Origin of the sequence: Candidatus Chloroploca asiatica (assembly GCF_002532075.1) — a bacterium.
GTDB classification, from domain to species: Bacteria; Chloroflexota; Chloroflexia; order Chloroflexales; family Chloroflexaceae; genus Chloroploca; species Chloroploca asiatica.
This window is the reverse complement of record NZ_LYXE01000110.1, coordinates 199,852-225,198: the sequence shown is the minus strand read 5'-3', so window position 1 is coordinate 225,198 and position 25,347 is coordinate 199,852. Positions and strand designations below refer to the sequence as shown.

At 61.3% G+C, this 25,347-nt stretch carries 17 protein-coding genes; 6 read left to right on the top strand and 11 right to left on the bottom strand.

Annotation, left to right across the window (positions count from 1 at the left end; translation table 11 throughout):
• Positions 1-456: 456 nt before the first annotated feature.
• The 3 genes from A9Q02_RS15060 (at position 457) to A9Q02_RS15050 (ending at position 7,347) form a co-directional block, all read left to right on the top strand.
• Positions 457-2,448 (top strand): glycosyltransferase family 87 protein, encoded by a 1,992-nt coding sequence (locus tag A9Q02_RS15060; RefSeq protein WP_097653909.1) that lies wholly within the window; start codon positions 457-459, stop codon positions 2,446-2,448.
• A 3-nt stretch (positions 2,449-2,451) separates the two neighbouring features.
• Positions 2,452-5,652: a hypothetical protein gene (locus A9Q02_RS15055; protein WP_097653908.1), complete on the top strand. Its 3,201-nt coding sequence runs from the start codon at positions 2,452-2,454 to the stop codon at positions 5,650-5,652.
• Between the two features lie 150 nt (positions 5,653-5,802).
• Positions 5,803-7,347: an aldehyde dehydrogenase family protein gene (locus A9Q02_RS15050; protein WP_097653907.1), complete on the top strand. Its 1,545-nt coding sequence runs from the start codon at positions 5,803-5,805 to the stop codon at positions 7,345-7,347.
• A 145-nt stretch (positions 7,348-7,492) separates the two neighbouring features.
• On the opposite strand, the gene A9Q02_RS15045 is transcribed toward A9Q02_RS15050, so the two are convergent.
• The gene (locus A9Q02_RS15045; RefSeq protein ID WP_097653906.1) at positions 7,493-10,999 is read right to left on the bottom strand and encodes a PKD domain-containing protein; all 3,507 of its coding nucleotides are present in this window, start codon (positions 10,997-10,999) and stop codon (positions 7,493-7,495) included.
• 342 nt (positions 11,000-11,341) lie between these two features.
• Between A9Q02_RS15045 and lipA the strand changes: the two genes are divergently transcribed.
• The gene (gene lipA, locus A9Q02_RS15040; protein ID WP_097653905.1) at positions 11,342-12,259 is read left to right on the top strand and encodes a lipoyl synthase; all 918 of its coding nucleotides are present in this window, start codon (positions 11,342-11,344) and stop codon (positions 12,257-12,259) included.
• Between the two features lie 19 nt (positions 12,260-12,278).
• Here lipA and A9Q02_RS15035 read toward each other — a convergent pair whose 3' ends face one another.
• The 7 genes from A9Q02_RS15035 to A9Q02_RS15005 all read right to left on the bottom strand — a co-directional run bounded on the left by A9Q02_RS15035 (position 12,279) and on the right by A9Q02_RS15005 (position 19,817).
• Entirely contained in the window at positions 12,279-13,229 is a 951-nt protein-coding gene (locus A9Q02_RS15035) for a methylenetetrahydrofolate reductase (protein WP_097653904.1), read from the bottom strand.
• A 124-nt stretch (positions 13,230-13,353) separates the two neighbouring features.
• Entirely contained in the window at positions 13,354-14,814 is a 1,461-nt protein-coding gene (locus tag A9Q02_RS15030) for an o-succinylbenzoate--CoA ligase (RefSeq protein WP_097653903.1), read from the bottom strand.
• 11 nt (positions 14,815-14,825) lie between these two features.
• Positions 14,826-15,728 (bottom strand): 1,4-dihydroxy-2-naphthoate polyprenyltransferase, encoded by a 903-nt coding sequence (locus A9Q02_RS15025; protein WP_097653902.1) that lies wholly within the window; start codon positions 15,726-15,728, stop codon positions 14,826-14,828.
• An 11-nt stretch (positions 15,729-15,739) separates the two neighbouring features.
• Positions 15,740-16,519 carry a Uma2 family endonuclease gene (locus A9Q02_RS15020; protein WP_097653901.1) on the bottom strand — a complete coding sequence of 260 codons (780 nt, stop codon included), beginning with the start codon at positions 16,517-16,519 and terminating at the stop codon, positions 15,740-15,742.
• A gap of 144 nt (positions 16,520-16,663) precedes the next feature.
• Positions 16,664-17,491, bottom strand: a complete 828-nt coding sequence (gene menB / locus A9Q02_RS15015) for a 1,4-dihydroxy-2-naphthoyl-CoA synthase (RefSeq protein ID WP_097653900.1) — start codon at positions 17,489-17,491, stop codon at positions 16,664-16,666.
• Positions 17,492-17,522: 31 nt separating this feature from the next.
• Positions 17,523-18,380, bottom strand: coding sequence for a 2-succinyl-6-hydroxy-2,4-cyclohexadiene-1-carboxylate synthase (gene menH, locus A9Q02_RS15010; RefSeq protein ID WP_245860560.1), 858 nt, complete (start codon positions 18,378-18,380; stop codon positions 17,523-17,525).
• A gap of 177 nt (positions 18,381-18,557) precedes the next feature.
• Positions 18,558-19,817 carry an FAD-dependent oxidoreductase gene (locus tag A9Q02_RS15005; RefSeq protein WP_097653898.1) on the bottom strand — a complete coding sequence of 420 codons (1,260 nt, stop codon included), beginning with the start codon at positions 19,815-19,817 and terminating at the stop codon, positions 18,558-18,560.
• A gap of 225 nt (positions 19,818-20,042) precedes the next feature.
• Here A9Q02_RS15005 and A9Q02_RS15000 point away from each other — a divergent pair, with 225 nt between their 5' ends.
• Together A9Q02_RS15000 and A9Q02_RS14995 are read left to right on the top strand one after the other, a co-directional pair.
• Positions 20,043-21,053 carry a glycosyltransferase family 2 protein gene (locus A9Q02_RS15000; RefSeq protein WP_097653897.1) on the top strand — a complete coding sequence of 337 codons (1,011 nt, stop codon included), beginning with the start codon at positions 20,043-20,045 and terminating at the stop codon, positions 21,051-21,053.
• A gap of 294 nt (positions 21,054-21,347) precedes the next feature.
• Positions 21,348-22,334 (top strand): DUF4351 domain-containing protein, encoded by a 987-nt coding sequence (locus A9Q02_RS14995; RefSeq protein WP_172451007.1) that lies wholly within the window; start codon positions 21,348-21,350, stop codon positions 22,332-22,334.
• A 63-nt stretch (positions 22,335-22,397) separates the two neighbouring features.
• Here the strand turns inward: A9Q02_RS14995 and A9Q02_RS14990 are convergent, their stop codons facing one another.
• The 3 genes from A9Q02_RS14990 to A9Q02_RS14980 all read right to left on the bottom strand — a co-directional run bounded on the left by A9Q02_RS14990 (position 22,398) and on the right by A9Q02_RS14980 (position 25,337).
• Positions 22,398-23,105 (bottom strand): ABC transporter permease, encoded by a 708-nt coding sequence (locus A9Q02_RS14990; RefSeq protein ID WP_245860559.1) that lies wholly within the window; start codon positions 23,103-23,105, stop codon positions 22,398-22,400.
• 142 nt (positions 23,106-23,247) lie between these two features.
• The gene (gene modA, locus A9Q02_RS14985) at positions 23,248-24,078 is read right to left on the bottom strand and encodes a molybdate ABC transporter substrate-binding protein (RefSeq protein ID WP_172451005.1); all 831 of its coding nucleotides are present in this window, start codon (positions 24,076-24,078) and stop codon (positions 23,248-23,250) included.
• 74 nt (positions 24,079-24,152) lie between these two features.
• Positions 24,153-25,337: a cysteine desulfurase family protein gene (locus A9Q02_RS14980; RefSeq protein WP_097653893.1), complete on the bottom strand. Its 1,185-nt coding sequence runs from the start codon at positions 25,335-25,337 to the stop codon at positions 24,153-24,155.
• Positions 25,338-25,347 lie beyond the last annotated feature (10 nt).

The window sequence follows — 25,347 nt, the reverse complement described above, 5'->3', positions numbered from 1 at the left end:
ACCGGATGCGGCCCTCGGCCCGGTAGGGGCACCCGCAAGGGCACCCGCAAGGGGTGCCCGTACACCGGATGCGGCCCTCGGCCCGGTAGGGGCACCCGCAAGGGCACCCGCAAGGGGTGCCCGTACACCGGATGCGGCCCCCGGCCCGGTAGGGGCACCCGCAAGGGCACCCGTAAGGGCACCCGCAAGGGGTGCCCGTACACCGGATGCGGCCCCCGGCCCGGTAGGGGCACCCGTAAGGGCACCCGCAAGGGGTGCCCGTACACCGGATGCGGCCCTCGGCCCGGTAGGGGCACCCCTTGCGGGTGCCCCGTTGTATCCGATTTCGTATGATGCAATCGCCCTGGTGGCAGGGGCACGCGGCAAGCTGTGCTTGCCGCGTGCCCCTGCCACAGCTAGGGTTTCACGCATAAGCAGCGCCAAAAGACCCGGCGTCTGATTTGGTATAATGGGGCGATGCAAGCCGAATCATTCACTTCCTGGCGCACGACTGGTGTTGCGCTATTCGTTGCCCTTGTCTTGACGACGCTCTGGTGTGGCTTGGTGTATCGTGAGCCACGTGCGCTTCATGTCCCTAGCGAGGCTTTGACCGAGACAATGGGTCTGCATAGCGTTGAACAGTTTACCGATCGCGATGAACGCTTTCGCTGGACAAAGAGTACCCTAAACCTGATCCTCCCCAATCCTGGGGGGCAGGTGCATCTTCGGATGCAGCTTTCGTCTGGCTTCCCCGAGCGCTTTGTGCCCGTACAACTTGCGACGACGCCGGTTACCGCATTTACGGTTGGGCCTGCGTTGCGCACGTACCATCTCTTGCTTGGCCCTGATCCCCGCGAACCGCTCGTGTTGGGGCTGACGACACCGCCTTTTTCACCGGCGAACGATCCACGTGAACTGGGCCTTGTGTTTGCGGATGTGCGCCTCGATGGGGGCGCGTCGCCTGCGTTGGTGATCTGGCTAGCGGCCCTTGCGACAACCGCGGGCCTTTTTTTCGCTGGACGGATGCTGGTCAAGCCGCTTCCTGCTGCGCTCGCGGCAACACTCGGTACAGGCGCACTGCTCTTGTGGCACGCCAATGGCGGGTGGCTGATCACACCCCTGGCCCCGGTAGCCGCTGTCACCGTGATGGCCGTTGCGCTCTTGAGCCTAACTGGGTTCCTTGGGCGAATGCTGTTTGCCGACGAGCGCCTGCTGGGGCAGCGTAAGCCTCGCACGAGCACAATACGTCAGCCGGCACGCTCATGGCACGCTGGTGAGCCAGGCTACCGCTTTGGTGAGAAGGTCAAGCGACCAACGTTCAGCGGGGACGCGGCTGCACAACGGGTCTTGCCCATCGTTGCCGGTGGACTCATCGTGCTGGTGATGCTGCCCATCGTCATCTGGAACGTCACGACCGTCAATCCCGAGTTCACGTCAGACCTGGGCATCTATCTAGCGGCAACTCGCGATGCGCTCGCGGGCGGCAATCCCTACGAGCCGTTCGTTATCGGTGTCTCGTATATCTATCCGCCGGCCTCGCTGCCGGTCTTTCTCCCCTTTGCGCTCTTGCCTCCCCCAACCTACGATCTGCTCTGGCGAACATTGAGCCTAGTGGCAGCCCTGGCCGCGCTGCTGGCACTCTGGCGTACCTTTGGTCAAGCAGAGCGGGTGGCGTGGATCGGGGCGAGCTTTGTTGCGCTCTGGGCGGTCTCTGGTTCACTCTGGGAGACGTTGAGCGTCGGGCAGGTCAATGCGGTGGTGTTGCTTGGCATTGCGCTCTTTCTGCTCGGGTATCGCTATCCGCAGTTGGCATGGGTCGGCGACCTGGGTCTGGCACTGGCGATTGTGCTGAAGCTGTCGCCTGCGTTGCTCCTGGCGGTGCCCTTGGTGCGCGGTGAGATCGGGCGTCTGGTGCGCGTTGCGGTAGGGGCCGTTGCCCTGGGCGTACTTGCGCTCATCTGGTTTCCGGCGCACCTCTGGGTTGATTTTGCGACCATTGCGCCAATGTTGCTGGGTGGGGCCGATGCTAATCCCTATAACTATGCGCTGGGGGCCTTTGCCGAGCGGGTCATCCCCGGGTTTGGCTGGATTGGCAGGCTCGTGGCAATAGCCTTGATCGCGGCCTGGCTCGTTTTCATCGTGATGCGTCGCCGTGCTGAACCAACCTTGCTGCTTGCGCTGGGGGTACTGGTGATGACTATCGCTCCCGGGCTTGTCTGGTATCATCATCTGATTTTTCTCGCGGTGCCGACCGCGCTGGTCATCCTGAACGGCACCTCACGGGCGGGTTGGCTCGCCCTCGGTTCAGTGGGCTTGCTCCAGTTGCTACGCCCACTCGACGTGTTGCTTGGCTTGCCACCATGGATTGTGCTTGTGGCCTATCTGTGCTTGCTCTGGGCTGTTGTCGAGACGATGGCAGAGCTTGCATCTTCAGATGTGGGGGCACAGTTCCATACGCATGGGAGATAGGGCTTGGATCTGATCTTTTTAGCTGGTCTTTTGTTGCTCCCACTGCTCTACCTGCCAGGGTGGGCGGTTAGTTTTCTTGCGGGGAGTCCGGCTGATCCGCTGAAGCGCCATTTCGAGCGTGTTCTGGTCGGGTCGCTTTGGCATGGCTGGCTGGCGCTTGTGCTCGCCTCGCTTGGTATCTTTTCGCTTTGGCTGCAACTCGGGGTGAGCCTGGTCGTCGGGGTGCTCGTGGTGCTGTGGGGTGTGCAGGTGCGACGGGGCCGCGAACCCCTGCGACGGCAACGTGCGTCGCGTGACGAGCGCAGGCGGCAGTTGTACGAGGGGCTTGCCTATGGCGCAGTGTTGCTGGTGACGCTGGCAACCGTCGTGCGCCCCTTCGAGACCGTGGTCGGCGTACGCGACGCCGGGGTCTATGCGACGACAGGGCTGGCAATTGCACGCACAGGCACACTGGTACAGGACGACGCAGTTGTCGCCGGGTGGGGCCAGGATGCGGCTAGTCCCGACGAGACTGTGGCCGGCCCGGCGCGACAGGCCATTACCAACTACATGATCAGTCAGCCCCGCGAACGCTTCATTGCCTCGCGCCTACGGGCCGCTGGCTTCTTTATCTACGAAGGCGCGCTCGAAGAGGGCCGTGTGGTGCCGCAGGGATTGCACCTGTTGCCTGCATGGATTGCGCTGCTCGCCAGCATCGGCGGACCGTACCTGGGTATGTTTGCCCCAGGATTGCTCGGTCTGCTGGCCGTCTGGAGTGTCGGCATGCTCGGACGCCACCTGGCAGGCTTCTGGGTTGGGCTGCTGGCGATGGCGTTGCTGGCCCTGAACGGAGTGCAGGTCTGGTTTGCACGCTACTCGACCGCCGAGACAAGTGCGCAACTCTTGATCTGGGCCGGGCTCTATTTCTTCGCCACCATGCAGACGGCCAGGGCAAATGCTGTGACCGGGCTGCGCACCAATTATGAACCAACCCCGGTCTTCTACGGGTTGCTCGCCGGCCTGGCCATCGGCCAGGTTGCGTTGACCCGCATTGACTTCTTTCTGCTGGGGCCAGTTGTGCTCTACCTGCTCTACTGCTGGCTCAGCCAGCGCTGGACGCGGGCGCAGACGGCGCTGGCGGTTGGGCTGGGACTCATGTTGCTACACGCCGGATTGCATATTGGCCTGATCGCCCGGGCCTATTTCTTTGACACCGGACACGACCGATTCAAAGATTCGGCCCTGATCGCCCTGTTTAGTTTGCCCTTTTTGAGTGAGCCGGTGCGCGAGACGTTTCTTACCAGCAGTGCGCTCGCCCGTCCGTGGCGCATCTGGATCGAACTTGGTCTCGCCCTGGCTGGCGCTGCACTCCTGATTGCTCTGCGCCTCTATCCAGCGCCACTGCATCGCTTTGAGGCCTGGCTGATCAAACGGCGCAAGGGGCTCTTGCAAGGCGTGATGATTGGCGTCTTGCTGCTCGGGGCTTATGGGTATCTGATCCGCCCGCAGATCATCACTGCCGATCTGCTCTTCAACACCAATGGTGGCTGGAACGATCCCCTGACGCGCGACCCCGAACTGGTTGCCGAAGATATCCGCGCTGGCCGTCTGACCCACAACGAGGCGCGCACGCTGGCCGGGGTGGTGATGGAGCCGCATCCTCAGTGGTGGATCGTGACGCCCAACCTTGACGCAACTGCCGCCACCCGCGAGCGCCTGGCGGCGGAACGTGGGCCGTGGGCTGGCCCCTTTAGCAACCAAACGATCAACTGGCTCCGGCTGCAGGGCTATGTTGGCGCCCCGATCCGCCCACCGGTCTCCTACTGGTATGCCGAGTTTGCTGAAATGAACTGGCTTGAACAGAGGCTCGTTGACCGCTCAACGCTCACCTCAGAGCCGGTGCCGCTCAAGGACAAATACACGATCCCGCTTGCCAACATGGTACGCATGGGCTGGTATCTCTCGCCGCTTGGCATCTTGCTTGGCATCATTGGCTACGCGCTCTGGTGGCGCCGCGACCTCAATGCCGCCTCGTGGCTCTGGCTCACCGTGGCCTTCATCGGCACCTTCTTTTTTATCCGGCAGACATATGGCACATCAGATCAGCATTACATCTATATTTTGCGCCGTTTTGTGCCGATTGCCTACCCGGCGTTTAGCCTGAGCATCGCGTATGCGCTGGTAGCCCTGGCAAGTCTAGGAAGAGACATGCTAGGGCGCAGGGTGAGCGTCGCCTTTGCCGGAGGGCTGGCGGGGTTGCTACTCATCTTCCTGATCTGGACAAATCGCCCGATCTTCGCCCATGTGGAGTATCGCGGGGCACTTGCCCAACTCGAAGCCGCAGCCAGCCAGTTTACCCCTGGGCGCGACGTATTGCTGATGCGCGGGGGCGCCCCGATCCACGCCGAGTCACGCGATATCCCTGATATGGTTGCGACGCCATTGCGCTTTATCTACGGGATCGACGCCTTTGCCGTCAAGAGTAGCCAACCCGGCAATTATGCGGAAGATCTGGCCGCAGCGGCGCAGCGCCTGCGCGACCAAGGCCGCGAGGTCTATCTGTTGCTCAGCGCCTCGGGAGGGAGCTTTGTCTTGCCGGGGTTTGCGCTCGAACCGGCAGGCGGATTCAGCCTCGATCTCCCCGAATTCGAGCAACTGAGCGACCAGAAACCACGCAACGTCTCGTCATTGCAGCTACCCTTCAACATCTACCGGCTCGTTCCAGCCGCACCAGGCGTGCTTGGCGTGCAACCGCCGCCCCTTGCCCCCGACGCCTTCAGTGCCCAGGTCGTTGGCTTCTACCGCCCCGAACGCGACCGCGACGGCACCGCGTTTGTCTGGACGAATGGCAAGGCCACACTGCGCATACCGTGGAGCGACGTTGGTTCACCTGGCACGCTTACACTCGACCTGAGCGCTGGCTCGCGCCCGGCGCACCTTGGGCCAGCCGAAGTCTGCCTGAGCGCCGTGCCCGAACGTGCGCCGTGGCCGGTCACAACTGGCGAGCCCGTTGAGCTAGGCTGTCATACGGTGGAAGAACGCCCCGGCACCGTGACAATCCAGCTTGATCCAACGCAACTCCCGCCCGCACCCGATGGCACCCTACTGTTGCACCTCAATAGCCCCGGATGGGTACCTGCCGCCGAAGATCCCCGCCAGAGCGATCAGCGCACCGTGGGCGTGCGGTTCCATCGGGTCTGGATCGCAGGGGCAGCGGTGCCTTGAGTCGCGTTTCGGTGGGGCCGCAGGCCCACGACGGCCAGGGCGCGGTCGATGCAGCGCTCGACGGCACAGCCAAAGGGTAAGTGTACAGGCGCTTATGTTATACTGAGATGGCTTTGTTGCGGATTTCACGAACACAGGAGTTTAACCGCTATGGCGAAGATGATCGCGCCGGGCCACGCCTGGCCGGATCTTTTCGGTGAGCTCAGGGCTGCCGTGCCCGAAGCCTTCGGTGCCGATGGTCACGCGCTCAACCTCATCGAGGGCGACTGGGGCTACCCTGGCCACGGCAAGCACTATGCTACCCCGGTAGACGGCAACGAGCTTGGGCGCATACCGATGATCGACCTCGATCTCGCCAAGCGCGCCGTGCGCTTCGCCGCCCACGAACACGCCCGCTGGTCGCTCATCGACCTCGACGAGCGCAAGGTTCGCGTCGCCGCATGTCTCGATCAACTGCGCGCTCACCGTGAACTGATCGCCCGACTGCTGATGTGGGAGATCGGCAAGCCCTACGCCCTCGCCTGCGACGATATTGACCGCTGTATCTCTGGCGTCGAGTGGTATCTGGGTGCAATTGAACCCATGCTGGCCGGGCGCTCACCACTTGGCGTGATCTCCAATATCGCCTCGTGGAACTACCCCTACTCCGTGCTTATGCACTCCGTACTGGTTCAGGCCCTCGCCGGCAACGCTGTGATCGCCAAGACGCCTACCGACGGCGGCATCTTCTCGCTTACGCTCGGCTTCGCCCTGGCCCGCCGCGTCGGCCTGCCCGTCTCACTGGTCAGCGGTTCGGGCGGCCTGCTCTCCGACGCCCTCGTACGCAATCCTGATGTGGCCTGCCTCGCCTTCGTCGGCGGCAAGTCGAACGGGCGCGATATCGCCGCCAGCCTCTACGACCGTGAAAAACGCTACATGCTCGAGATGGAGGGCGTCAACTGCTACGGGATCTGGGACTTCTCCGACTGGCCGACCCTGGCTGCCCAAATCAAGAAGGGCTTCGCCTACGGCAAGCAGCGCTGCACCGCCTATATCCGCTTCATCGTCCAGCGCCGCCTCTTCCCCAAGTTCCTCGACACCTATCTGCCGGCGGTCAAGGCGCTTAAGATCGGCCACCCGCTGCTGGTGGACGGCCCAGAGGATGCGCTGCCCACGCTGGATTTTGGCCCGCTGATCAATAGCCGCAAAGTCGAGGAACTGCGCGTCATGTACTCCGAAGCGGTCGGCCTAGGCGCAATCAGCCTTTTCGAGGGCGAGCTCGATCCGGCGCGCTTCCTCCCCGGCCAGGATATCTCGGCTTATCTCACGCCAATTGCGCTGCTCAATGTGCCGCGCAACGCCCGCCTGCACCACAACGAGCCCTTCGGCCCGGTGGATACGATCGTCGTCGTTGACCGCATCGAGGAACTGGTCAGCGAGATGAACATCTCTAACGGCAACCTCGTCTCCTCGATCGCCACCGATGACCCTGAGATTGCGCGCATGGTCACCGGCGAGTTGCGCTCCTTCAAGGTCGGCGTCAACCAGGTGCGCTCGCGCGGCGACCGCGAAGAGGTCTTCGGCGGTATGGGCGCCTCCTGGAAGGGCTGCTTCGTCGGCGGCACATATCTGGTTCAGTCAGTTACCCGTGGCGCGGATGGCGAGCGCTTCTTTGGCAATTTCCCCGACTATACGCTCCTGCCAGAGACGCGCTAGAACTCTATCCGAGCATGCTTGAAGAGTTGGGTTGGGTTTTCTTCGATGCCAATCTGCCCACCCAGAAAACGCACCTCCAGGCAAGTAATCCTTGCCTGGAGGTGCGTGCTTTGGCCTTACGGTCAACTTGCTACGGGCACGCTGGCTAGCGTGCCCGTACGAGAGGGAGATAGATCCTTTCTCGCTCTGGCGTCGGGCCTGGCGTCGCGCTCGGGCCTGGCGTCGCGCTCGGGCCTGGCGTCACACTCGGGCCTGGGCTTGGCGTTGTAGTCGCAGTCGCGCTCGGGCCTGGCGTTGCGGTTGCCGTCGCGCTCGGCTCCGGATCAGGCGTCTCTGGCGCAATCGTCAGGGCCAGGTCCGAGGCGAGGTTCGTGATGGTCAAGGTGATTTCGCCATTGGCAGCGCTGGTGACAAGCTCGCGCCGAAGCACGGTGCCGGCATAGGTGTCCCACCAGGCGACTTCGTAGCGCCGATTGGGTTGCAGGGTGAGGCTGAGTGTTCCCGACTGCGGCGTGATTGCAACTGCCCCTGCGCCACCCATCACGTTGCGCCAGGTGTGCAGGCGATTCTGTACCCAGAGATGGGCCTTGCCACGAGCCACGTTGCGCTGCCCATAGGCCCGCAACTGGCTGTTGCTCAGACGTGCTTCGGCATCCACATAGCCGCCACGCTGCACATCCAGGGTTGCAACAAACGCAGCAAATGGAACGGCGTGCGCCTGCGCATCAATCACATTGAAATGTTCACTGAACCAGTAGCCAGGGTCAAAGACCGCCCCAGGGTTGAGTTGCGCCCAGAGCAGGTTGTGGAACCAGATCCCCGGATTAGCCTGTGAAAGCATCGCAAAGACTGGCTCGCCACTCAGGCCAACCTCGCCACGGATGATCGGGCGCCCAATGTTGTCGGCAGCGTAGGCCATGCTGGTCTCGGCCTGGAACCCTGCCACATCATAGACGGCAGGCGAGCCGTCGGCCAAGCGTACATCGAGCGTCGGATATTCGTGAATATCGGCATACGCTACATCAGGGAAACGCACCCGATCGCCCCAGAACGTCGGTTCCCAGCAACACCAGAATGAGGTGCTTGCCATATGCGGATGGGCATTCTGCTCACGGATAAAGCGTGCAAAGTCTTGCGTCATCTGCGCGTGCGTGCCGCTCCCATCATCAGGTGGACCCTCGTTATTCAATTCCCACGAATGCACAGCGGTCGTGTAGCCCCAGCGCGCCACGAGATAACGCCACCACTGCTCGAGCAACCAGCGTGCCCGGGTGCCCTCAGGCTGATAATAGCCATCGCCAGAAGCCACAAAGATGCCATCACGCGACAGGTGGTTCTGAATCCAATCGTTTTTGTCGTGTACAACATAGCGGTAATAGATGCCATCAGCTTCGCCCCGCACCAACTGGTCGTCAAGAAACGCGGCTGGCCGTTGTTCAACGTAGGTGTGCAGATCAGCCCGCGGGTTACGGATCAACTCGGGGCCACGCGTCTCGCCAGGCAGAATCTCGCGCACCGAAAGCTCGTCAACATATGCGCGTCCAGCCGTGACATTGTCGAGATAGAGGCTCAGGTCGCCACGGGCTTGGCCGGCACCTTCATCGCTCCCGGTGCGATAACGGGCCACCACGGTATGCCAATCGCGATCCACCCTGATCGGCGGAATCAGCGAAGCATAGTCACGGTGGGCCTCTGCGAAGCCTGGCTCCTGAGGCCAGCCATGGAATTTCAAAACGAGCCCATACGGATGGGCGGCGTTGCGTGGGCCAGCCAGTTCAACCACCTTGACCCGTAGTTTCACTTCGTAATCGGTATTTGCCTTGAAGCGCGGACAAAACGCTTCATCGCCAAAACAGCCAATCCAGAGTCGATAGCCCTCGGGATAGGTCAATTCCTGGGCGAGCTCGTGACCGGGGTAGTGCTCAAGGAACGTCAGACGCGACGAGAAGCCTTCGTTGCCAAGCGTCTCGGCGGTCGATTTCCAGCGTGCCCAGTTGGTACTGTAGATGCCCAGACCGCCGAGCCAGGGCCGTTCAAAATTGAAGCCCCGGCCCCCCTGGAGATTGACTGCCCAGGCGGGACCAATGGGCCAGAAGAGACTGCCATCACTAAATTGAAAGTAGCGTGAGTCTGCACTGCTGACCCCGATAAACCCAGCACGCCGTGGCGTACCTGCCTCGAAGCTGCCCACATCAACCATCGTCTCACCACTGGCATCGCGAACGCGCAGATAGACCTGGTGGCGACCGGTTTCAAGCGGGGCATACCGCAGCGCCCAGCCACTCGTTGTCCCCGGTGCATACGAAGCCGACGAACCCTGCCCCTGGCGAATGGCACTGGTAAAGAAGAATGCCGGATGCGTCACCGTCGCCCCTGAAGGTGTCGTAATGACCCCTTCGACCGTCACCCCGCTCTCTGGGGCCACCCCTGGTGGCGGCTGGTCGGTATAACTGAAGAGCGGCGAGGAAGCAACGGTATCAACCTGAAACCGCGCCTCATAGCGCTCGTAGACCGCGACTGCCGATGTTTGCACCTGCACATCATAGATGCGCGGTGCCTCAAGTTGACGCTGTACCACCAGGCGCGCACTATGCGCACGGCCACGTGAGTCAACAACGCTGACCTGCAGATCATTGCGCCCGGGGGCAAGCGCGATGGAAGGCGTCGCCCAGTTCATCGTCGCCGCTGTCGGCACCGCCAGATTCCCTGCGGCACCGGTGCGTAGATTATCCCAGGCAAGCATCGCGAGCGTTCCCGCAGGCGTGGACGCTTGCCCTTCGAGCATCAGACTCGCGGCACTCGTCGTCCAGATTTGCTGCGTCGTTGGGGCATTGATCGTGATCGCAGGATTGACCGCATCGGTCACGGTGATCGTCAGCGTCTGGCTCTGTGAGGCCCCATCGTTATCCCAGACGGTCAGCTTCACGGGATAAGATCCGCGGGAACGAAAGATGTGGGTCGGGTCAGGGCTCCGACTCTCCGTCCCATCACCAAACTCCCAGCGATAGCTACGCACTGCGCCATCGGGATCATCGGCGCGCGCCTCAAACGCAACCGTCAGCGGGGCCACCCCCGACAGCGTGCTTGCGACCGGATCAAGCGTCGGGGCAAGATTCGCGTCGCGGGAACGCAATTGCAGATCGTCAAAATAGAGTTCAACATCATCCTGCGGACCATAAAGCCCAAAGCGCACGCGAACACCGCCAGTCGGTGCGGTAAACGTAAGCGCCAGCTTATGCCAACGATCCCGTTCATAGCTCGTCTGCGGATTGATGATCGCCCCAAGCTCGCGATAGGCCGTATCCTCAACCGTCAGATGCGCATAGCCCCACTGATTGCCAGCAAACCTGGACCAGCGAAACCAGGCCGTCAAGACATACTCCTGCCCGGCCTGGACATTAATCCAGCCCTGCGACGCCTCCTGCGACGTAATCCGCACACTAGACTGCCCGGAAGCAGCATAATCCGTGGTCAATTGGGCCGAGGTAATCCCTTGCCACGGAGCCGTTGTGCCTTGCTCGAAATCACCGTTGCTCAAGAGATTAGCGGTGGTAGGTTGGGCAGCGATGGGAAAAATCAGAGGAAAAAGGAACGTGAGGAGAAGAGCAAAGACAGCGAGTAGGGCAAGAGGGCGAAGCCTCTGTGCAACCATGTCGGAGTCCTTTCACGAAGGGGTTGTTATCGATTGCCTATACTATACCATCATTGGTCTATCAACTACATTTTCTGATACTTCGCGCCCTGGGTACGCGGGCGTTGCGCTCGCTTCAGGAGCACAAGCGGGCGTGACGCCCGCGTACCCAGGCGTGCCAGAAAACTTACGGTACCGTTTAGGCTCATCGGAGTGCCGACTTCAGTCGGTTTCCCGCTCAGCCGACTGAAGTCGGCATTCCACGTCGAGGGTCAAACTGATCTGGTCTTGCTGAAACCATGTCCTGCGAGAAAAGTGCGGTACAATAGAAAGAGACCAGGATCAAACTAGAAAGTACATGGCATGTCCGAACTGATCCCATTGACGCCTGTGCAGACGCCGGCCTCGGCAACGCCGGTGCGCCCCCGGCGCCCCGAGTGGCTCAAGGCGCGAGCGCCGTCAGGCGAGAATTATAGCGATGTTCATCGTCTCATGCGCGAAAAGGGCCTCAATACGGTCTGCGAAGAGGCCCGCTGCCCAAATCTGGGCGAGTGCTGGAACAATCGCACGGCAACTTTTTTATTGCTCGGTGATACGTGTACCCGCGGGTGCCGCTATTGCGCGATTGGCAAGGGCAAGCCCCAGCCGATTGATGAAGCTGAACCCGAGCGCGTCGCTGCATCGGTAGCCCATCTCCGCCTGCATTTCGCGGTGCTCACCTCGGTCAACCGCGACGATGCGCCCGATGGCGGGGCGCATATCTTCGCCCGTACGATTGAATTGATCCGCGAGCGTGTGCCCGAATGCAAGATCGAGGTGCTGATTCCTGATTTTGATGGCAATTGGGACGCCCTGCAACTCGTGCTTGAGGCGCGGCCCGATGTGCTCAACCATAATATCGAAACCGTGCCCCGCATCTTTCGCCGCTTCCGCCCCCGCGCCGGGTTCCAGCAGAGCCTCGAATTGCTCGGGCGAGCGCGAGCCTTCGACCCAGACCTGGTCACCAAAAGCGGGATGATGGTCGGGGCCGGTGAGACGAATGGTGAAGTGCTGGAAGTGATGGATGCACTGCGTTCGGTTGATGTGAACGTGATGACCATCGGTCAATATCTTGCGCCCGATAGCAGCTACTGGCCTATTGATCGGTATGTTACCCCTGACGAGTTTGCTACCTTCAAGGCCGAGGGGCTACAGCGCGGTTTTCGCCACGTCGAAAGCGGGCCAATGGTGCGCTCAAGCTATCATGCCCACCTGCACGTCGGTGCGCATCAGCATAGTTAATCCTCCACGTGCCATCACATCACGGCCCGTATTCAGCCGCCACTGCGCGCAACGCATGCACCAGTTCGATCGAGGCTTCGATTTCGTCGTGATGGATCGAGACGCTTTCGATGTTGATGCCCAGGGCCAGGTCTTCGCGGTAGGCCTGGTCGAGAATGGTGCGTAGATTGGCACAACAGATCGCGATCGAGCGCTGGAAAGGGGCCGGATCTTCGCAGAGCATGCGCTCGGTTGCAGGTGGAATCGCGATGCCAAGCCATTTGATGAAGGTGAGCGTCTGCGGGCGACCGCACGGCGAGAAGGTGAGCACCAGCCGCTGCGGGTTGGCATCGGCCCGTCTGCACGCCTCGCGATAATCGCGCAACAGACGAATCGTCGGCGCAGGATCGTAGACAACCTGCGAAATAAAGTAGCGACAGCCTCGCTCAGCCTTGGCGATGAGCCGCTGACTTTCGTCAAAATCAGGACTGTGGCGCTCGGCGATCATGATGCCACCAAGCACAAAGCCTTCGCCATGCCCGGCAGTCAGTTCGAGCGCCCGGTCAACCGGCAAAGCCCTTGGATCGGGTGTTGGCGTTGAAGCCCCGACCAGCGAGAGGTGCTCGATGCCATAGTTGGCCGCCGTCTCATCGAGCCAGGCCAGCCATGCCTCTTCGGTAAAATTGACCACGCACTTGTACGTCACCGCAGGCAATCCCGTCAATTTGCGCAGACGCCGGGCGTGGTCACGCGGATCACGCGTCGGCAAAAACGGGAACGGCCGCGGCTCGCTCGTGCGCTCGTGTTCGTCCTGGACATCATAGACAACGAGGCCATCTAGGTCGAGCCCCGCGACGCGTCCGGCTAACTTCGCCGCCGCCGTCTCCACTCGCTCAAGCGGGCTGTCGGCACGCGGTGGCGTCGTACCATACAGGGTTACAAACTGATGCGAATGGATCAATTTGTCGTTGAAGGGTGTATGATCGTGCATAGATTTTTTCTACTTCAGGGCTAGCGCCCTGTAACCCAACTTCTTTCGCTGGAACAACAGCGAAAAAACAATCGTGGGGGCCTTATGGCCCCCACGATTGTACCATACAGCCTCAACGTGCCGATCAGAGCATAGTGCGCAGCAGGTTGCGCCGGAGTTTCCCTGCGGCCGTACGTGGTAATTCGTTGACCAGGGTGATCCTGCGCGGGATTTTGTAGCCCGCCAGGCTCGCTCGGCAATGCTCAAGCAGTGCGTTTACCTCGGGTGTGCTCCCTTCACGGGCCACCACAAACGCGACCGGCACCTCACCCCAGGTCGCATCGGGCATGCCAACCACGCCTGCCTCGGCCACCGCAGGATGGGCAAGCAACGCCGCCTCGACTTCAGCGGGATAGATATTTTCGCCCCCCGAGATGATCAGGTCGCTCCGACGGTCAACGATATAGAGATAGCCTTCTTCATCGAGATAGCCAAGATCGCCGGTATGCAGCCATCCATCGCGCAGCGCTTTGGCCGTTGCCTCGGGACGATTGTAGTAACCTGGGGTCACCATCGGCCCACGCACGCATATCTCGCCCACCTCGCCCGTTGGCGCCTCCACCCGCAGTTCCATCGGCAACAATGGCTGCCCCGCCGAACCGAGTTTGCGCAGGGCATCGGCAGGCGCCAGCGTTGCGACCTGCGACGCCGTTTCGGTCATGCCGTACGTCTGGGCCACAGGAAGATCACGTGCCGCACACGCTTCAAGCAGCGGGCGCGGCGCTGGCCCACCGCCCAGCAGGACACAGCGCAGCGAAGCAGGCAGAACTCCGGCCTGATCATGGTCAAGCAGCCGTTGCAGCATCACCGCCACCAGCGACACAAGCGTCACTCGTTCTTCCACCAGCGCCTGCAATACCGCCGTCGGCTCGAACCGCTCGTGCAATACCACCGGCATTCCGTAAATGGCACCGCGCATCAGGATCGAGAGGCCACCAACATGAAAGAGGGGCAAAACCGCAAGCCAGCGGTCAGCCTCGTTCAGGCCCAGGTTGAGCATCGAGGCCGTCGCGCTCCACCAATGATTGCCCGCCGTCAGCAAGGCCCCCTTGGGTTGCCCGGTGGTTCCCGAAGTGTAGATCAGCGTATGCGGTGCGGCAAGATCAATCTGTTGATCTGAAGAGCTTGTTGGAGAAGTAGGAGAATCAAAAGTGGGAGAGCGAGCCATGCCCAGGTTTTCCAGGGCGACCGAGCGTACCGGCAGTGAGGCCACTTGCGCGGCGTACGCTTCATCATAGATAAGCAGACGAGGCCGGCAATCCGCAAGTTGCCAGGCGAGTTCCTGCTCGCTCAAGCGCGTATTCAAGGGCACAAGCACCATCCCGCAGCGCGGGGTTGCGTGCAGGATTGCCGCATACCCAGGACTATTCCGCGCCAGCAGCGCCACCCGATCACCGGGTTGCACGCCAAGCTCACGCAAGCACAACGCAACCAAGTCAGCGTCACGATGCAACGACGCAAACGACCACGTTTGCCCTGCGCAGATCAACGCCGGGCGTTCGGGATGCAGCGCGGCACGGCGCGCCAGCCAATCGGGAAGATGCATATTCTTTGCGGCTACAACAATAATCCGACTGCAAGCAAAAGACCAAAAACCATATGCAGACGACCGGTACCACGCAGGGCGAGGTTCAACTCACGTCCGTGACCACGGCTCATCAGGCGCAGCATTGGCACGGCAAGCGGCAGACTCAACCAGGCGAGCAGCACAAAAGGCGAGGCCCCGCCCACGACCCACAACAAGGGCACCAGCAGATAGGCCCCGATCACCAGTACCGCATACTCAATCCGCGCAAACCGCTCACCAAAAATGACCGCCAGCGTCCGCTTACCTGCTTTGCGATCAGTTGGTGCATCACGCAGATTATTGACCACAATGATCGCCGTCACCAGCATCGCCACGGGCAAACTCGCCAGCAAAGCTAGTGCTCCCCAGGTTCCGGTATGCACATAATCGGTACCCATCACCGCGACCAGGCCAAAGAAGACAAAGGTAAAGAGATCGCCCAGGCCATTGTAGCCAAGCGGAAACGGCCCCCCCGTATAGAGGATGCCCGAGGCAATCGAGAGCACGCCAATTAGCAGGATCGGCCAACCGCCTACCAGAATCAAATAGGCCCCACAGAGCGCAGCCAACCCAAAACAGATCAGCATCGCCGTGCGCACCGTTGCCGCAGGTACCAGGCCACTCTGGGTGACCCGTGTTGGCCCGAGCCGCTCGGCGGTATCGGCCCCCTTCTTGTAATCAAAATAATCATTCGCAAGATTGGTGCCAATCTGGATCAACAACGACGCCAGCAGCGCCGCAAGAAAGACCAGCGGTTGAAAAAGACCACTCGCAAACGCGGTTGCCGAACCAACCAGCACAGGTACCACCGCCGCCGGCAGGGTCGGCACCCTGATCGCCATCAACCAGACTTTAAGCGGCCCCGGAGGAGCCGATGAGAGATCAGTCGTCATACCATCTTCTTTTATAACTCGGAAGGGTCAATGCCCAGTTCACGCAGTTTCGCCCAGGCTGCCTCTTTTGCCGCTCGCTCCGCCTCTTTTGCCGCCCGTTCCGCCTCTTTTGCCGCCCGTTCCGCCTCTTTCGCCGCCCGTTCCGCCTCAGCCTGGGTGAGCCGACGCATCCCGTCACGGTCATAGAAGCGCAGCCACGCCCCATCAGCGACGAGATAACTCGCTAACTCGGCACTCCAGATCCGTCCTGTCGCATCAGGCGCTAGCGGCACCGCCTTGCCATGCTCGATCCGCCACCCATACAGGCGGCCCCCCAGGCGGCGCGTATATGGCGGGTCATTCGGGTCATAGACAAAGTACTCGCGCACCCCCAGCGCCGCATACTGACGCGGTTTCTGCTGCAGATCATCGCGCCAGGTCGACTCTGAACAGAACTCAAAGACCACCTGAGGCGGCGGACGATCCGGGAGATAAAGCCGCCAACTTCGGAAGCGGTGCCGGTTATGCCCCTCAAGCACCACGCCCTTAAAGACCGCCACATCAGGGGCGACCGGATACTCATACCGCGAGCGGGTGCGATAAATATTCAGATCATTCACCACAAACCAGCGCTCGGCCCCATACAACCACGCGAGCACCTGCTGCACATAAGCAATCAACCACGAATGGGCCACACTCTCACCCATCAGATCCTCCCGTGTCGGGTGGTGGTCATAGTAATGCAACGACGCCTCGTCGGGATCATCGAGCGGCGCATCCGTGTAGACCACATCGGCCTTCACCTCTGCCATCGGTACCTCCTCAGCGCTCACTTTCGGTCACCTGTCACCTGGTCTGCGCCAGGGTTCTGCTGGCGAACGAGACCAACGTTGCCGACCTCGTTCGCCAGAGCAACCTTTGCGCCTTTGCGCCTTTGCGTCAAAACAACCAGTCTCTTACGGGAAGCGCCGGAAACGTCGGAAGTTGGGGCGTCGCTTCTCAAGATACGCCTGCTTGCCCTCTTTTGCCTCTTCGCTCAGATAGTAGAGCAGCGTCGCATCACCGGCAAGTTGTTGCAACCCGGCATGCCCGTCGGCGGCCGCATTGATCGCTGCCTTGAGAAAACGGAGCGCCATCGGGCTCTTTTCGAGCATCTCACGCGCCCATTGCACCGCCTCATCTTCCAGGCGCTCAAGGGGGACGACAGTATTGACCAGGCCCATCTCAAGCGCCTGCTGCGCATTGTACTGGCGGCAGAGGTACCAGATTTCGCGGGCTTTTTTGTCACCTACCATGCGGGCAAGTAGGTTCGAGCCATAGCCACCATCAAAACTACCGACCCGCGGCCCCGTCTGCCCAAAGATGGCATTCTCGGCGGCAATCGTCAGGTCACACACAATGTGCAGCACATGCCCGCCACCAATCGCGTACCCCGCAACCATGGCGACCACGGGCTTGGGAATGATGCGGATCAGCCGTTGCAGATCGAGTACGTTGAGCCGCGGCACCGTGTCTTTGCCAACATAGCCACCATCGCCGCGCACCGCCTGATCACCGCCCGAGCAAAAGGCCATCTCGCCTGCCCCAGTAAAGAGAATGACACCAACCCGTTCGTCATCGCGCGCCCGGCCAAACGCGTCAATCAACTCCTGTACCGTCTCGGGGCGAAAGGCATTGCGCTTTTCGGGGCGGTTAATGGTAATCTTGGCAATGCCCTCACCGGCGGCATCGTGCTCATAAATAATATCGGTATACTCAGCAACCCGTACCCATTCAATGGGCATAGCTCCTCCTTCTTCAACAAACTCAAGCACCTCAATGGTTCTTGTTGCGTCCTTGGTCTAAGAATCGTACCACAACTTCGCAAAAGGCTTGCGGCTGCTCAAGATGTACCGTATGACCAGCCTCAGCGATACGCACATGCGCAACATTGGGCAAGGCCTCCGCCATTTGCGTGTTGAGCGCCACAAACTTCTGGTCGAGGGCACCCGTGATCAGCAACGTGGGCATCGTCAGACGGGGCAATTCTTGCCAGAGACTGCGCTGATGCCCCGTGCCCATACCACGTAGACTCTGGGCGTAGCCATGGGCGGTGCCGCGCATTCTGCGTGTTCGCAACGCTGCCTTGGTAGCAGGCGGCAACCAGGCTTGGCTCGCAAAGAGCGGTATGCTTGCCCAGTAATCAACAAACCAGGCCAGGCCTTGCTGCTCAATGCGTTCAGCGAGCGCCTCGTCGCTGGCACGGCGGGCAGCGCGTTCCTGCGGATCAGCGAGGCCCGGCGAGGCGCTTGCGAGGATCAGGGCGGTGATCCGCTCGGGGGCCGCCGCCGCCAGATGCAACGCGACACGTCCGCCCATCGAGTAGCCAAGCAGGGCGACCCGCTCAAGCTGGTAGCGGTCAAGGAGAGCGAGCAGATCAGTCACGGCCTGCTCCATCCGGTATGCGTCAAGCTCGGCGGGGGCTGGCGAGCGCCCATGACCAAGCAGATCAACCTTGAGCAGCGTCGCGTGGGGCATCAGCAGAGGTGCCACCTCATCCCATTCGGCGGTGCTTCCCGTGAAACCATGCAAGATCAGCAAGGGCGGGCCGTGGCCCACCTGTTCAACATAGAGCTCATGAGGATAGCGGGGGGCGGCATGTGCTTCCCCACGATCATCACCAAACGACATCATCTCACCTCCAACACAAGCCGCCGGGCCGGCATCGCTGAGCCATTGTTGCTGTCACGCCAGCACGCCCCACTTTCAACTCAACGCGCCGGGCCGCTATCGCTGAGCCATTGTTACTACCGCGCCAGCAGGCCTCACCCTCAAAGGGGTTTCACCTTGCTTGGTCAAGGGTCGCAAAATCTACAACTCAACCCGCCGGGCCGCCATCGCCGCGAGTTCGCTGACCGACGGATGGGGGCCGTAGATCGCCGCCAGATCGCGGAGTTGCATCCCGGCACGCATCGCCATCGCGACTGGCGCAAGGATCTCGGCGGCGGCGGGGGCCACCGCCAGCGCACCGGCAACATAGCCCCCATGATCCCAGGCCAGAGTCAAAAAGCCCTCGGTTGCGCCATCGGCATGGGCGGCCATGCTCTCGTTAAGCGCAATCGTCACACTCCCGTGCGCACCTTCGGTCGTGAGCCGCCCAACCTTTGCCACCTGAGGCTGATACATAAAGGTGAGCACAATGTCGCGAATATCAGCAGGCGCACTCGACCGGCGCACGGCATGCAACGCGGCAGCTCGCCCCTGCGCCATCGCAATGCTCGCCGCATGGGGGGCCAGGATATCGCCGACCAGATAGACCCCACGCAACTTGGTCTGCCCATAGATATCAGTGTCAAGCAGATCGAGCGAGAGTCCGACCGCCATCGGATCAGGCCGACGCTCGAAGGCGAGGAGAGCGATCTCGCCACCATACCGGGTACCATCAGCAAGGGTAGCCGTCACATCCTCACCCTTATGCGCAAGGCGTTGCACCGTCGCATGCGGCACCACGCGCACCCCTTGACGCTCGAGCATCCTCGTCAGATAGCCATCAACCTCAGGTGCAACATGCGTACGAGGCGATGCCTCAGGAATGAGCCAGGAGACCTCAGCGCCAAGCAGGCTAAAGAGATGGCACAATTCAAAACCAGCGCGCCCATCACCAAGCACCATCACCCGTTCAGGACACGTCTGCAACACCCCAAGATCGCCACTCGTCAACATACGCTCGCCGTCTGGCGCAACCGCTTCAGGAAAAGCAACCTGCGCCCCAGCCGCCAGAATGATCGCATCGGCGTTGAGACTCTGCGTGGGGCCACCATCCAACGGCTCAACCAGTACTTCACCGGGCTTACCGAGGCGACCACGCCCGGCGATCGTCTCGACCTCAAGGGTTGCCAGTTCATCGGCACATCGGGTCTGCCAATCGGTAGCGACTTGCTTGGCACGGGCAACAATCTTTGCCACATCGCGTTCGCCAGCCGCTGCCGCCGCCAGCCAGACGCGCATCGTCATCGGGCGCCACTCGCCCACTGCCCCGGCTGTCACCACTTTCACCGTTGCATGCGGCGCTGCGGTACGCGCCGCCTCTATACCTGCGGGGCCTCCCCCGATAATCACAACTTGCATCATGCACGCCCTTTCCGTATCATCTTCTCGCACAATGCCCTATCGCTACTTTGTTTATAGTATTATACCTGTTTAGCATAGCGTGGCTCAGCACGAGAGCCAATGCCTTTCAATCAAGCTACGCCTCCGGTTGGGGGTTTGGGGGCCTGCGGCCCCCAAGAATCTCTGCTTTGCTCGCAAAGCAACGGGTTTTAAGGATGGGCCGCAGGCCTCCAAAAAAGTATGCCAATGACAAAGCAGCGTCCACACATTTCAGCAGTAATCCCAACCTGGCAAGGCCTGCGTTATCTGCCGGCGTGTCTCAGCGCCTTGCGTGCGCAACTTGGACCCGATGACGAGATCATTCTGGTTGACAATGCTTCCCGCGATCAGGCGGGGGCCTGGGCGCAACGATATGCGCCCGATGTACGCGTGGTCGCGTTGCCCACCAACCTCGGCTTTGCCGGCGGAACTAATGCCGGGCTCGCCGTGGCGCGGGGCGAACTTTTGCTCCTGATCAACGACGATGCCCTGGCCGAACCAGGCTGCATTGCGGCCTTATGGCACGCCCTCAGCGAACACCCGCACGCGGGGGCCGCCGCTGGGGTCCTCACCTTCAGCCGCCACCCCAAACGGATCGCATCAGCGGGGATCACCGTACGGCGCGACGGCGTCGCCACCGACCGGCATCCGGGGTTGCCCATCAACGCCCTGCCCGCCGCGACCCAGCCCATCTTTGGAGCCAGCGGTGGTCTCGCCCTCCTACGGCGAGCGATGCTCGACGATATCGGGCCATTCGAGGCCAGTTTCTTCAACTACCTGGAGGATGTCGATCTCGCCTGGCGGGCGCAACTACGTAACTGGACATGCGTACTCGCCCCGCACGCCCGGGCGCGCCACGTCTACTCAGCCACGTCGGGGCAAGGCAGCCCATTCAAACAACGCTTGCTCGGACGCAACCGCATCCGTGTACTAATCCGCTGCCTCCCGACAGCACTGCTCCGCGAATGTCTACCAGCGATCCTACGCTACGACCTGCTCGCAGCAGCCTACGCCCTGGCACGCCGCCAACCCGCAATTATCGCAGGCCGCGTGGAAGCCCTGCGCGAACTACCCGCGCTACGCCAGCAACGCCAGGCGATCCAGGCACGCCGCACAGCCTCCATCAATGACCTTGCAACCTGGATTACCCCTGCCCCCTCGCCTCTCAGCGACCTACGGATCGCCCGACAGATCCAGCGGTTGAGCGCAGCAACGTAGGGGCACGGCGGCGCCGTGCCCCTACACCCATCCCCGCGGACACATCGGTGGGCAGGGGCCATCGGGGTGCGGGCCGCGTCACCGGGGGGGCCGGTGGGCGCAGCAGCGATGACCGGGGCGTTCGGGCAACGGGCGGGCCATGGGTTGCTGCGCCCCTACACGCGGCAACGCTGCCTCTGGGCACGGCACGGCGGCACCATCTCCGTACGGGGGCACGGCGTCGCCGTGCCCCCGTATCTTTCACCCCCCTCGTGCGGTACAACACCACGAACCCGTTTTGCACGAGGAATCCCCATGGAACTCCCGTCGGCTGATTTTGATGGCGCGTGGAAATATGCGCTCGATCACTACGTCGCCCCGTTGCTCGAACTGCTCTTCCCAGAGGTGTGGCGCACCGTGGATTGGCGGCAACCCGTCATTTTCCGGGATACCGAACTACAGCAGCTTGACCCAGATGTTAATCGTGGCAAGCATCGCATTGACAAGCTTGTGCAGGTGCAGGCCCTCGATGGCACGCCGCGCACGATCTTCATGCACCTGGAAGTCCAGTCCCAGCGTGATCCTACCTTCGCCGAGCGGATGTTCTGTTACCACGCCCAGATCTTCGTCCGCGAACGCCACCCGGTCATTAGCCTCGCCGTCTTGAGCGATGACCAACCGGGCTGGCACCCGCGCTCCTTTGGTTACGCCGAGGCCGGGTGCGTGGTGCGGCTCGACTTCCCTACGGTCAAGCTGCTCGAGCTTGACCTAGCAATGCTCGAAGCAAGCCGCAATCCCATCGCGATGGTCATCTTGATCCACCGCGACGCGCAGGCAACCCGTGGGCAACCCGAGGAGCGGCTGCGGCGCAAATTGGCCCGCTTTCGCTCGTTCTTCCGTTACGGGTACGGGGCGGCCGATATGCGCCGACTCTATCGCATCCTCGATCAACTATTGCGCCTCGACCCCAGCATGCACGCGACAGTTCGTGCTACAATGCGCCTCATTGAACAGGAGGAGACCCAGATGGACACCTTTGTCACCAGTATCGAAGAGCTTGCGTTCGCCGAAGGGCTTGAGCAAGGCATCGAACAGGGCATCGAACAAGGGCGTCACCAGACGCTCCAAGAAGTCGTGCTGCGCCAACTGGCTCGGCAGTGTGGCTCACTATCCGAGCAGGTGCAGCATCAACTCCTTGCCCTGAGTCCCGCACACCTCTTGGAGTTGAGCGAGACCCTGCTCGATTTCACGAGCCTGGACGATCTCCAGGCATGGTTGGTGCGTACGTGCGCGTCGGTATAAGCGGATCTGCTGCGCGAAAGGGTCATTGCTTCATAGTTAAGCCAGAAGGAAACCCCTCTCCTTCTACAGCTTGACCCCTACCCGCTGCTTGAGCCCTACTTTCACCAGCGCAAGAACGCCAAATGAGATGACGAGCAGGATGACCGCAAGGGTCAGCGCTTGATTGAGATTTCGTTCGAAGCCGAGATAGATTGCCAGTGGCATGGTCTGGGTACGCCCCGGCAGATTGCCTGCAAAGATGATGGTCGCCCCAAACTCACCGAGTGCCCGTGCCCACGTCATCACGACGCCGCTGAAGAGCACCGGCCATGCCAGCGGTACCGTAATCAGGGCGAATACTTGCCACCCACTTGCCCCGTCGAGGGCCGCAGCTTGCTCTAATTCGCGATCCACTCCACTCAAACCAGCCGTCGCTGCCTTGACAAAATAGGGTGCGGCCACAAAACACTGCGCCATGATCACCGCGATTTCTGTGAACGAAAGCGTAATGCCGAGCGTTGCAAGGGGCGCACCTACTAGTCCCCGGCGCCCAAAGGTGATCAACAGCGCTATGCCCGCCACCGCTGGCGGTAAGACGATGGGTAGGTCGATCAGCGTGTCAATTAGGTTTCGCCCTCGAAATTGGTGCCGCGCCAGCACGTAGGCGAGCGGCGTGCCCAGTAACACGGCCAGCGTTGTTGCAATCAGCGTTGTTACCATGCTGATGCGCAAGGCCTGCGTCACCCCCGGGCTGCCCACGGTTTCCCCGAGCTGCATCCAGTCGATGCGCACGATGAGAGCCCCCAGGGGTAGCAGCAGGAAGATGAGCAAGGGCGCAGCCAGGAGCCACAGGAGGATCAGTCGCTTGCGTTGATGTAAACGGAAATGTATGTGAATTACATGTTTGTAAAGAGATGATATCATTTTTCACAGACTACTCAAGCGGAAGAAAGCCGTGATCGGCGAGGATGGCCTGCCCCTCTGCCGTGCGTGCAAAGGCTACAAATGCTTCGGCCAGCGCAAGGTTTCGACTATCCGCGACAGGCGCAATGAGGTAGTTCGCAAACACATTCAACTCGTCGGGAATGGGGATCGATTGCACCTTCTCGGCTTCGGCAGCGGCATCGGTGGTGAAAACGATGGCCGCATCACCTTCACCAAGGACGATTTTGGCGAGTACGATGCGCGCCGAGTCTTCGTAACTGACCACATTTGCGAGGACGCGCTCACGAAAATCTGCACCAAAGGCGGGCTGCGCACTCGCTTGGTCGAGAAAGTCCAGGCTGTGTTGACCAATAGGCGCGACGGGATCAGCTAGGATTAGGCGCAAACCTGGTTGTGCAAGCTCAGCTAGTTCCATCACCTTCGCCGGGTTGTCATAAGGTGTAATGACCACGAGGTTGTTACGGATAAACAAGCGTTGGTCGTTGTCGTTGAGCCGCCCACCCTCAACCGCCACACGCATCTGGGTAGCGTTCGCCGAAGCAAATACATCGGCAGGAGCACCTTCATTGATCTGTGCCGCCAGTTGCGCAGAGTTGGCAAAATTGAAGGTGACGACCGCCTCGGGATGTGCCGCCATAAAGGCTGTTCCTAGCGCTTCAAAGGCGTCGCTCAGTGAAGAGGCGGCAAACACCGTGATCTGACCACGTAGCGTTGCTCCCGCACCGACCGTCGCTGGTACGGTTGCCTCGGGTGCTCGACTACAGCCAGTAAAAACCACACAGAGCATCACCCCAGCCAGAGTGCGGATCGCACGTTGCATAAGGGTTCCCTTTGCTAAGCACCGCCCCTGTCCGTGCTCAACAACCCACCGCGACTCACGGGTGCTCGCTCCGATCATCCATGCGCAATTGGCTCATACCCGGGAACGACGGCCCGCAGGCGCTCGATCATCGGTGGCAGAACTTCGAGCACATAGTCAATCTCTTCGCGCGAGTTGCTGGCTCCAAGCGAAAAACGTACCGAGCCATTTGCCTCGTCGGGACTCATCCCCAGGGCTACCAGGACGTGCGATGGCTCCAGTGAGCCCGAAGTACACGCCGAGCCACTGCTGGCGGCGATGCCGACCTGGTCGAGCAGCAAGAGGATGCTCTCGCCCTCGACCCCGGCAAAGCCGAGGTTCGCGTTATTGGGGAGCCGCTGGTTGCGGTCGCCATTGAGCCAGCTCTGCGGTACCCGGTCGAGCACCCCCTCAATGAGGCGCTCTCGGAGCATGTGCATCTGTGCCGCATAGCTGATGCGCCGTTCTTCGGCCCGGGTGAGCGCCGCTGCCAACCCGACGATGCCTGGCACATTCTCGGTGCCTGCTCGCCGCCGTCGCTCCTGCGCTCCACCGTTGATCTGCGGGAGCAACGGTGTGCCCCGGCGTACATAGAGCAGCCCTGCCCCTTTGGGGCCATAACATTTGTGCGCTGTCAGGCTGAGCAGATCAACCTTGAGTGCCTCAACATCGAGCGGCAATGACCCCGGGGCCTGCACCGCATCGGTATGCACAAGTACCCCACGCTCACGACAGAGCGCCCCGATGGCGGCGATGGGCTGGATGGTGCCAATTTCGTTGTTCGCATACATCACCGAGACCAGGATGGTTTCGGGACGAAGTGCCTGTGCAAGCGCTTCAGGTTCAACCAGGCCGGCTGCATTGACGGGCAAGACGGTCACGTCAAAGCCATCGTGGGCCAGATACTCGGCGGCGTGCAGCACTGCGTGATGCTCAATCGCACTGACGATCACGTGAGCCCCTTTGCCACGCGCACGCTGAGCCAGGGCCGCGCCCTTGACCGCCAGATTTGCCCCCTCACTGCCCCCGCCCGTAAAGACGATCTCGCGACGGGTACATCCAAGCACCAGCGCCACCTGTTCGCGCGCATCATCAAGCGCTTGCAGCGCCATGCGCCCGGCATGATGGATGCTCGAAGGATTGCCGGCATACTGCGTAAAATAGGGCAACATCGCCTCGAGAACCTCGGGATCAACCGGGGTCGTTGAGGCATGATCGAGATATATCTGGCGCTCGCGCATAGGTTGAGTT

Bases quoted from the DNA above. Each gene is read 5' to 3' on its own strand.
- A9Q02_RS15060 (WP_097653909.1), top strand. From the start codon at position 457: ATGCAAGCCGAATCATTCACTTCCTGGCGCACGACTGGTGTTGCGCTA.
- A9Q02_RS15050 (WP_097653907.1), top strand. From the start codon at position 5,803: ATGGCGAAGATGATCGCGCCGGGCCACGCCTGGCCGGATCTTTTCGGT.
- A9Q02_RS15045 (WP_097653906.1), bottom strand. From the start codon at position 10,999: ATGGTTGCACAGAGGCTTCGCCCTCTTGCCCTACTCGCTGTCTTTGCT.
- lipA (WP_097653905.1), top strand. From the start codon at position 11,342: ATGTCCGAACTGATCCCATTGACGCCTGTGCAGACGCCGGCCTCGGCA.
- A9Q02_RS15035 (WP_097653904.1), bottom strand. From the start codon at position 13,229: ATGCACGATCATACACCCTTCAACGACAAATTGATCCATTCGCATCAG.
- A9Q02_RS15030 (WP_097653903.1), bottom strand. From the start codon at position 14,814: ATGCATCTTCCCGATTGGCTGGCGCGCCGTGCCGCGCTGCATCCCGAA.
- A9Q02_RS15025 (WP_097653902.1), bottom strand. From the start codon at position 15,728: ATGACGACTGATCTCTCATCGGCTCCTCCGGGGCCGCTTAAAGTCTGG.
- A9Q02_RS15020 (WP_097653901.1), bottom strand. From the start codon at position 16,519: ATGGCAGAGGTGAAGGCCGATGTGGTCTACACGGATGCGCCGCTCGAT.
- menB (WP_097653900.1), bottom strand. From the start codon at position 17,491: ATGCCCATTGAATGGGTACGGGTTGCTGAGTATACCGATATTATTTAT.
- menH (WP_245860560.1), bottom strand. From the start codon at position 18,380: ATGATGTCGTTTGGTGATGATCGTGGGGAAGCACATGCCGCCCCCCGC.
- A9Q02_RS15005 (WP_097653898.1), bottom strand. From the start codon at position 19,817: ATGATGCAAGTTGTGATTATCGGGGGAGGCCCCGCAGGTATAGAGGCG.
- A9Q02_RS15000 (WP_097653897.1), top strand. From the start codon at position 20,043: ATGACAAAGCAGCGTCCACACATTTCAGCAGTAATCCCAACCTGGCAA.
- A9Q02_RS14995 (WP_172451007.1), top strand. From the start codon at position 21,348: ATGGAACTCCCGTCGGCTGATTTTGATGGCGCGTGGAAATATGCGCTC.
- modA (WP_172451005.1), bottom strand. From the start codon at position 24,078: ATGCAACGTGCGATCCGCACTCTGGCTGGGGTGATGCTCTGTGTGGTT.
- A9Q02_RS14980 (WP_097653893.1), bottom strand. From the start codon at position 25,337: ATGCGCGAGCGCCAGATATATCTCGATCATGCCTCAACGACCCCGGTT.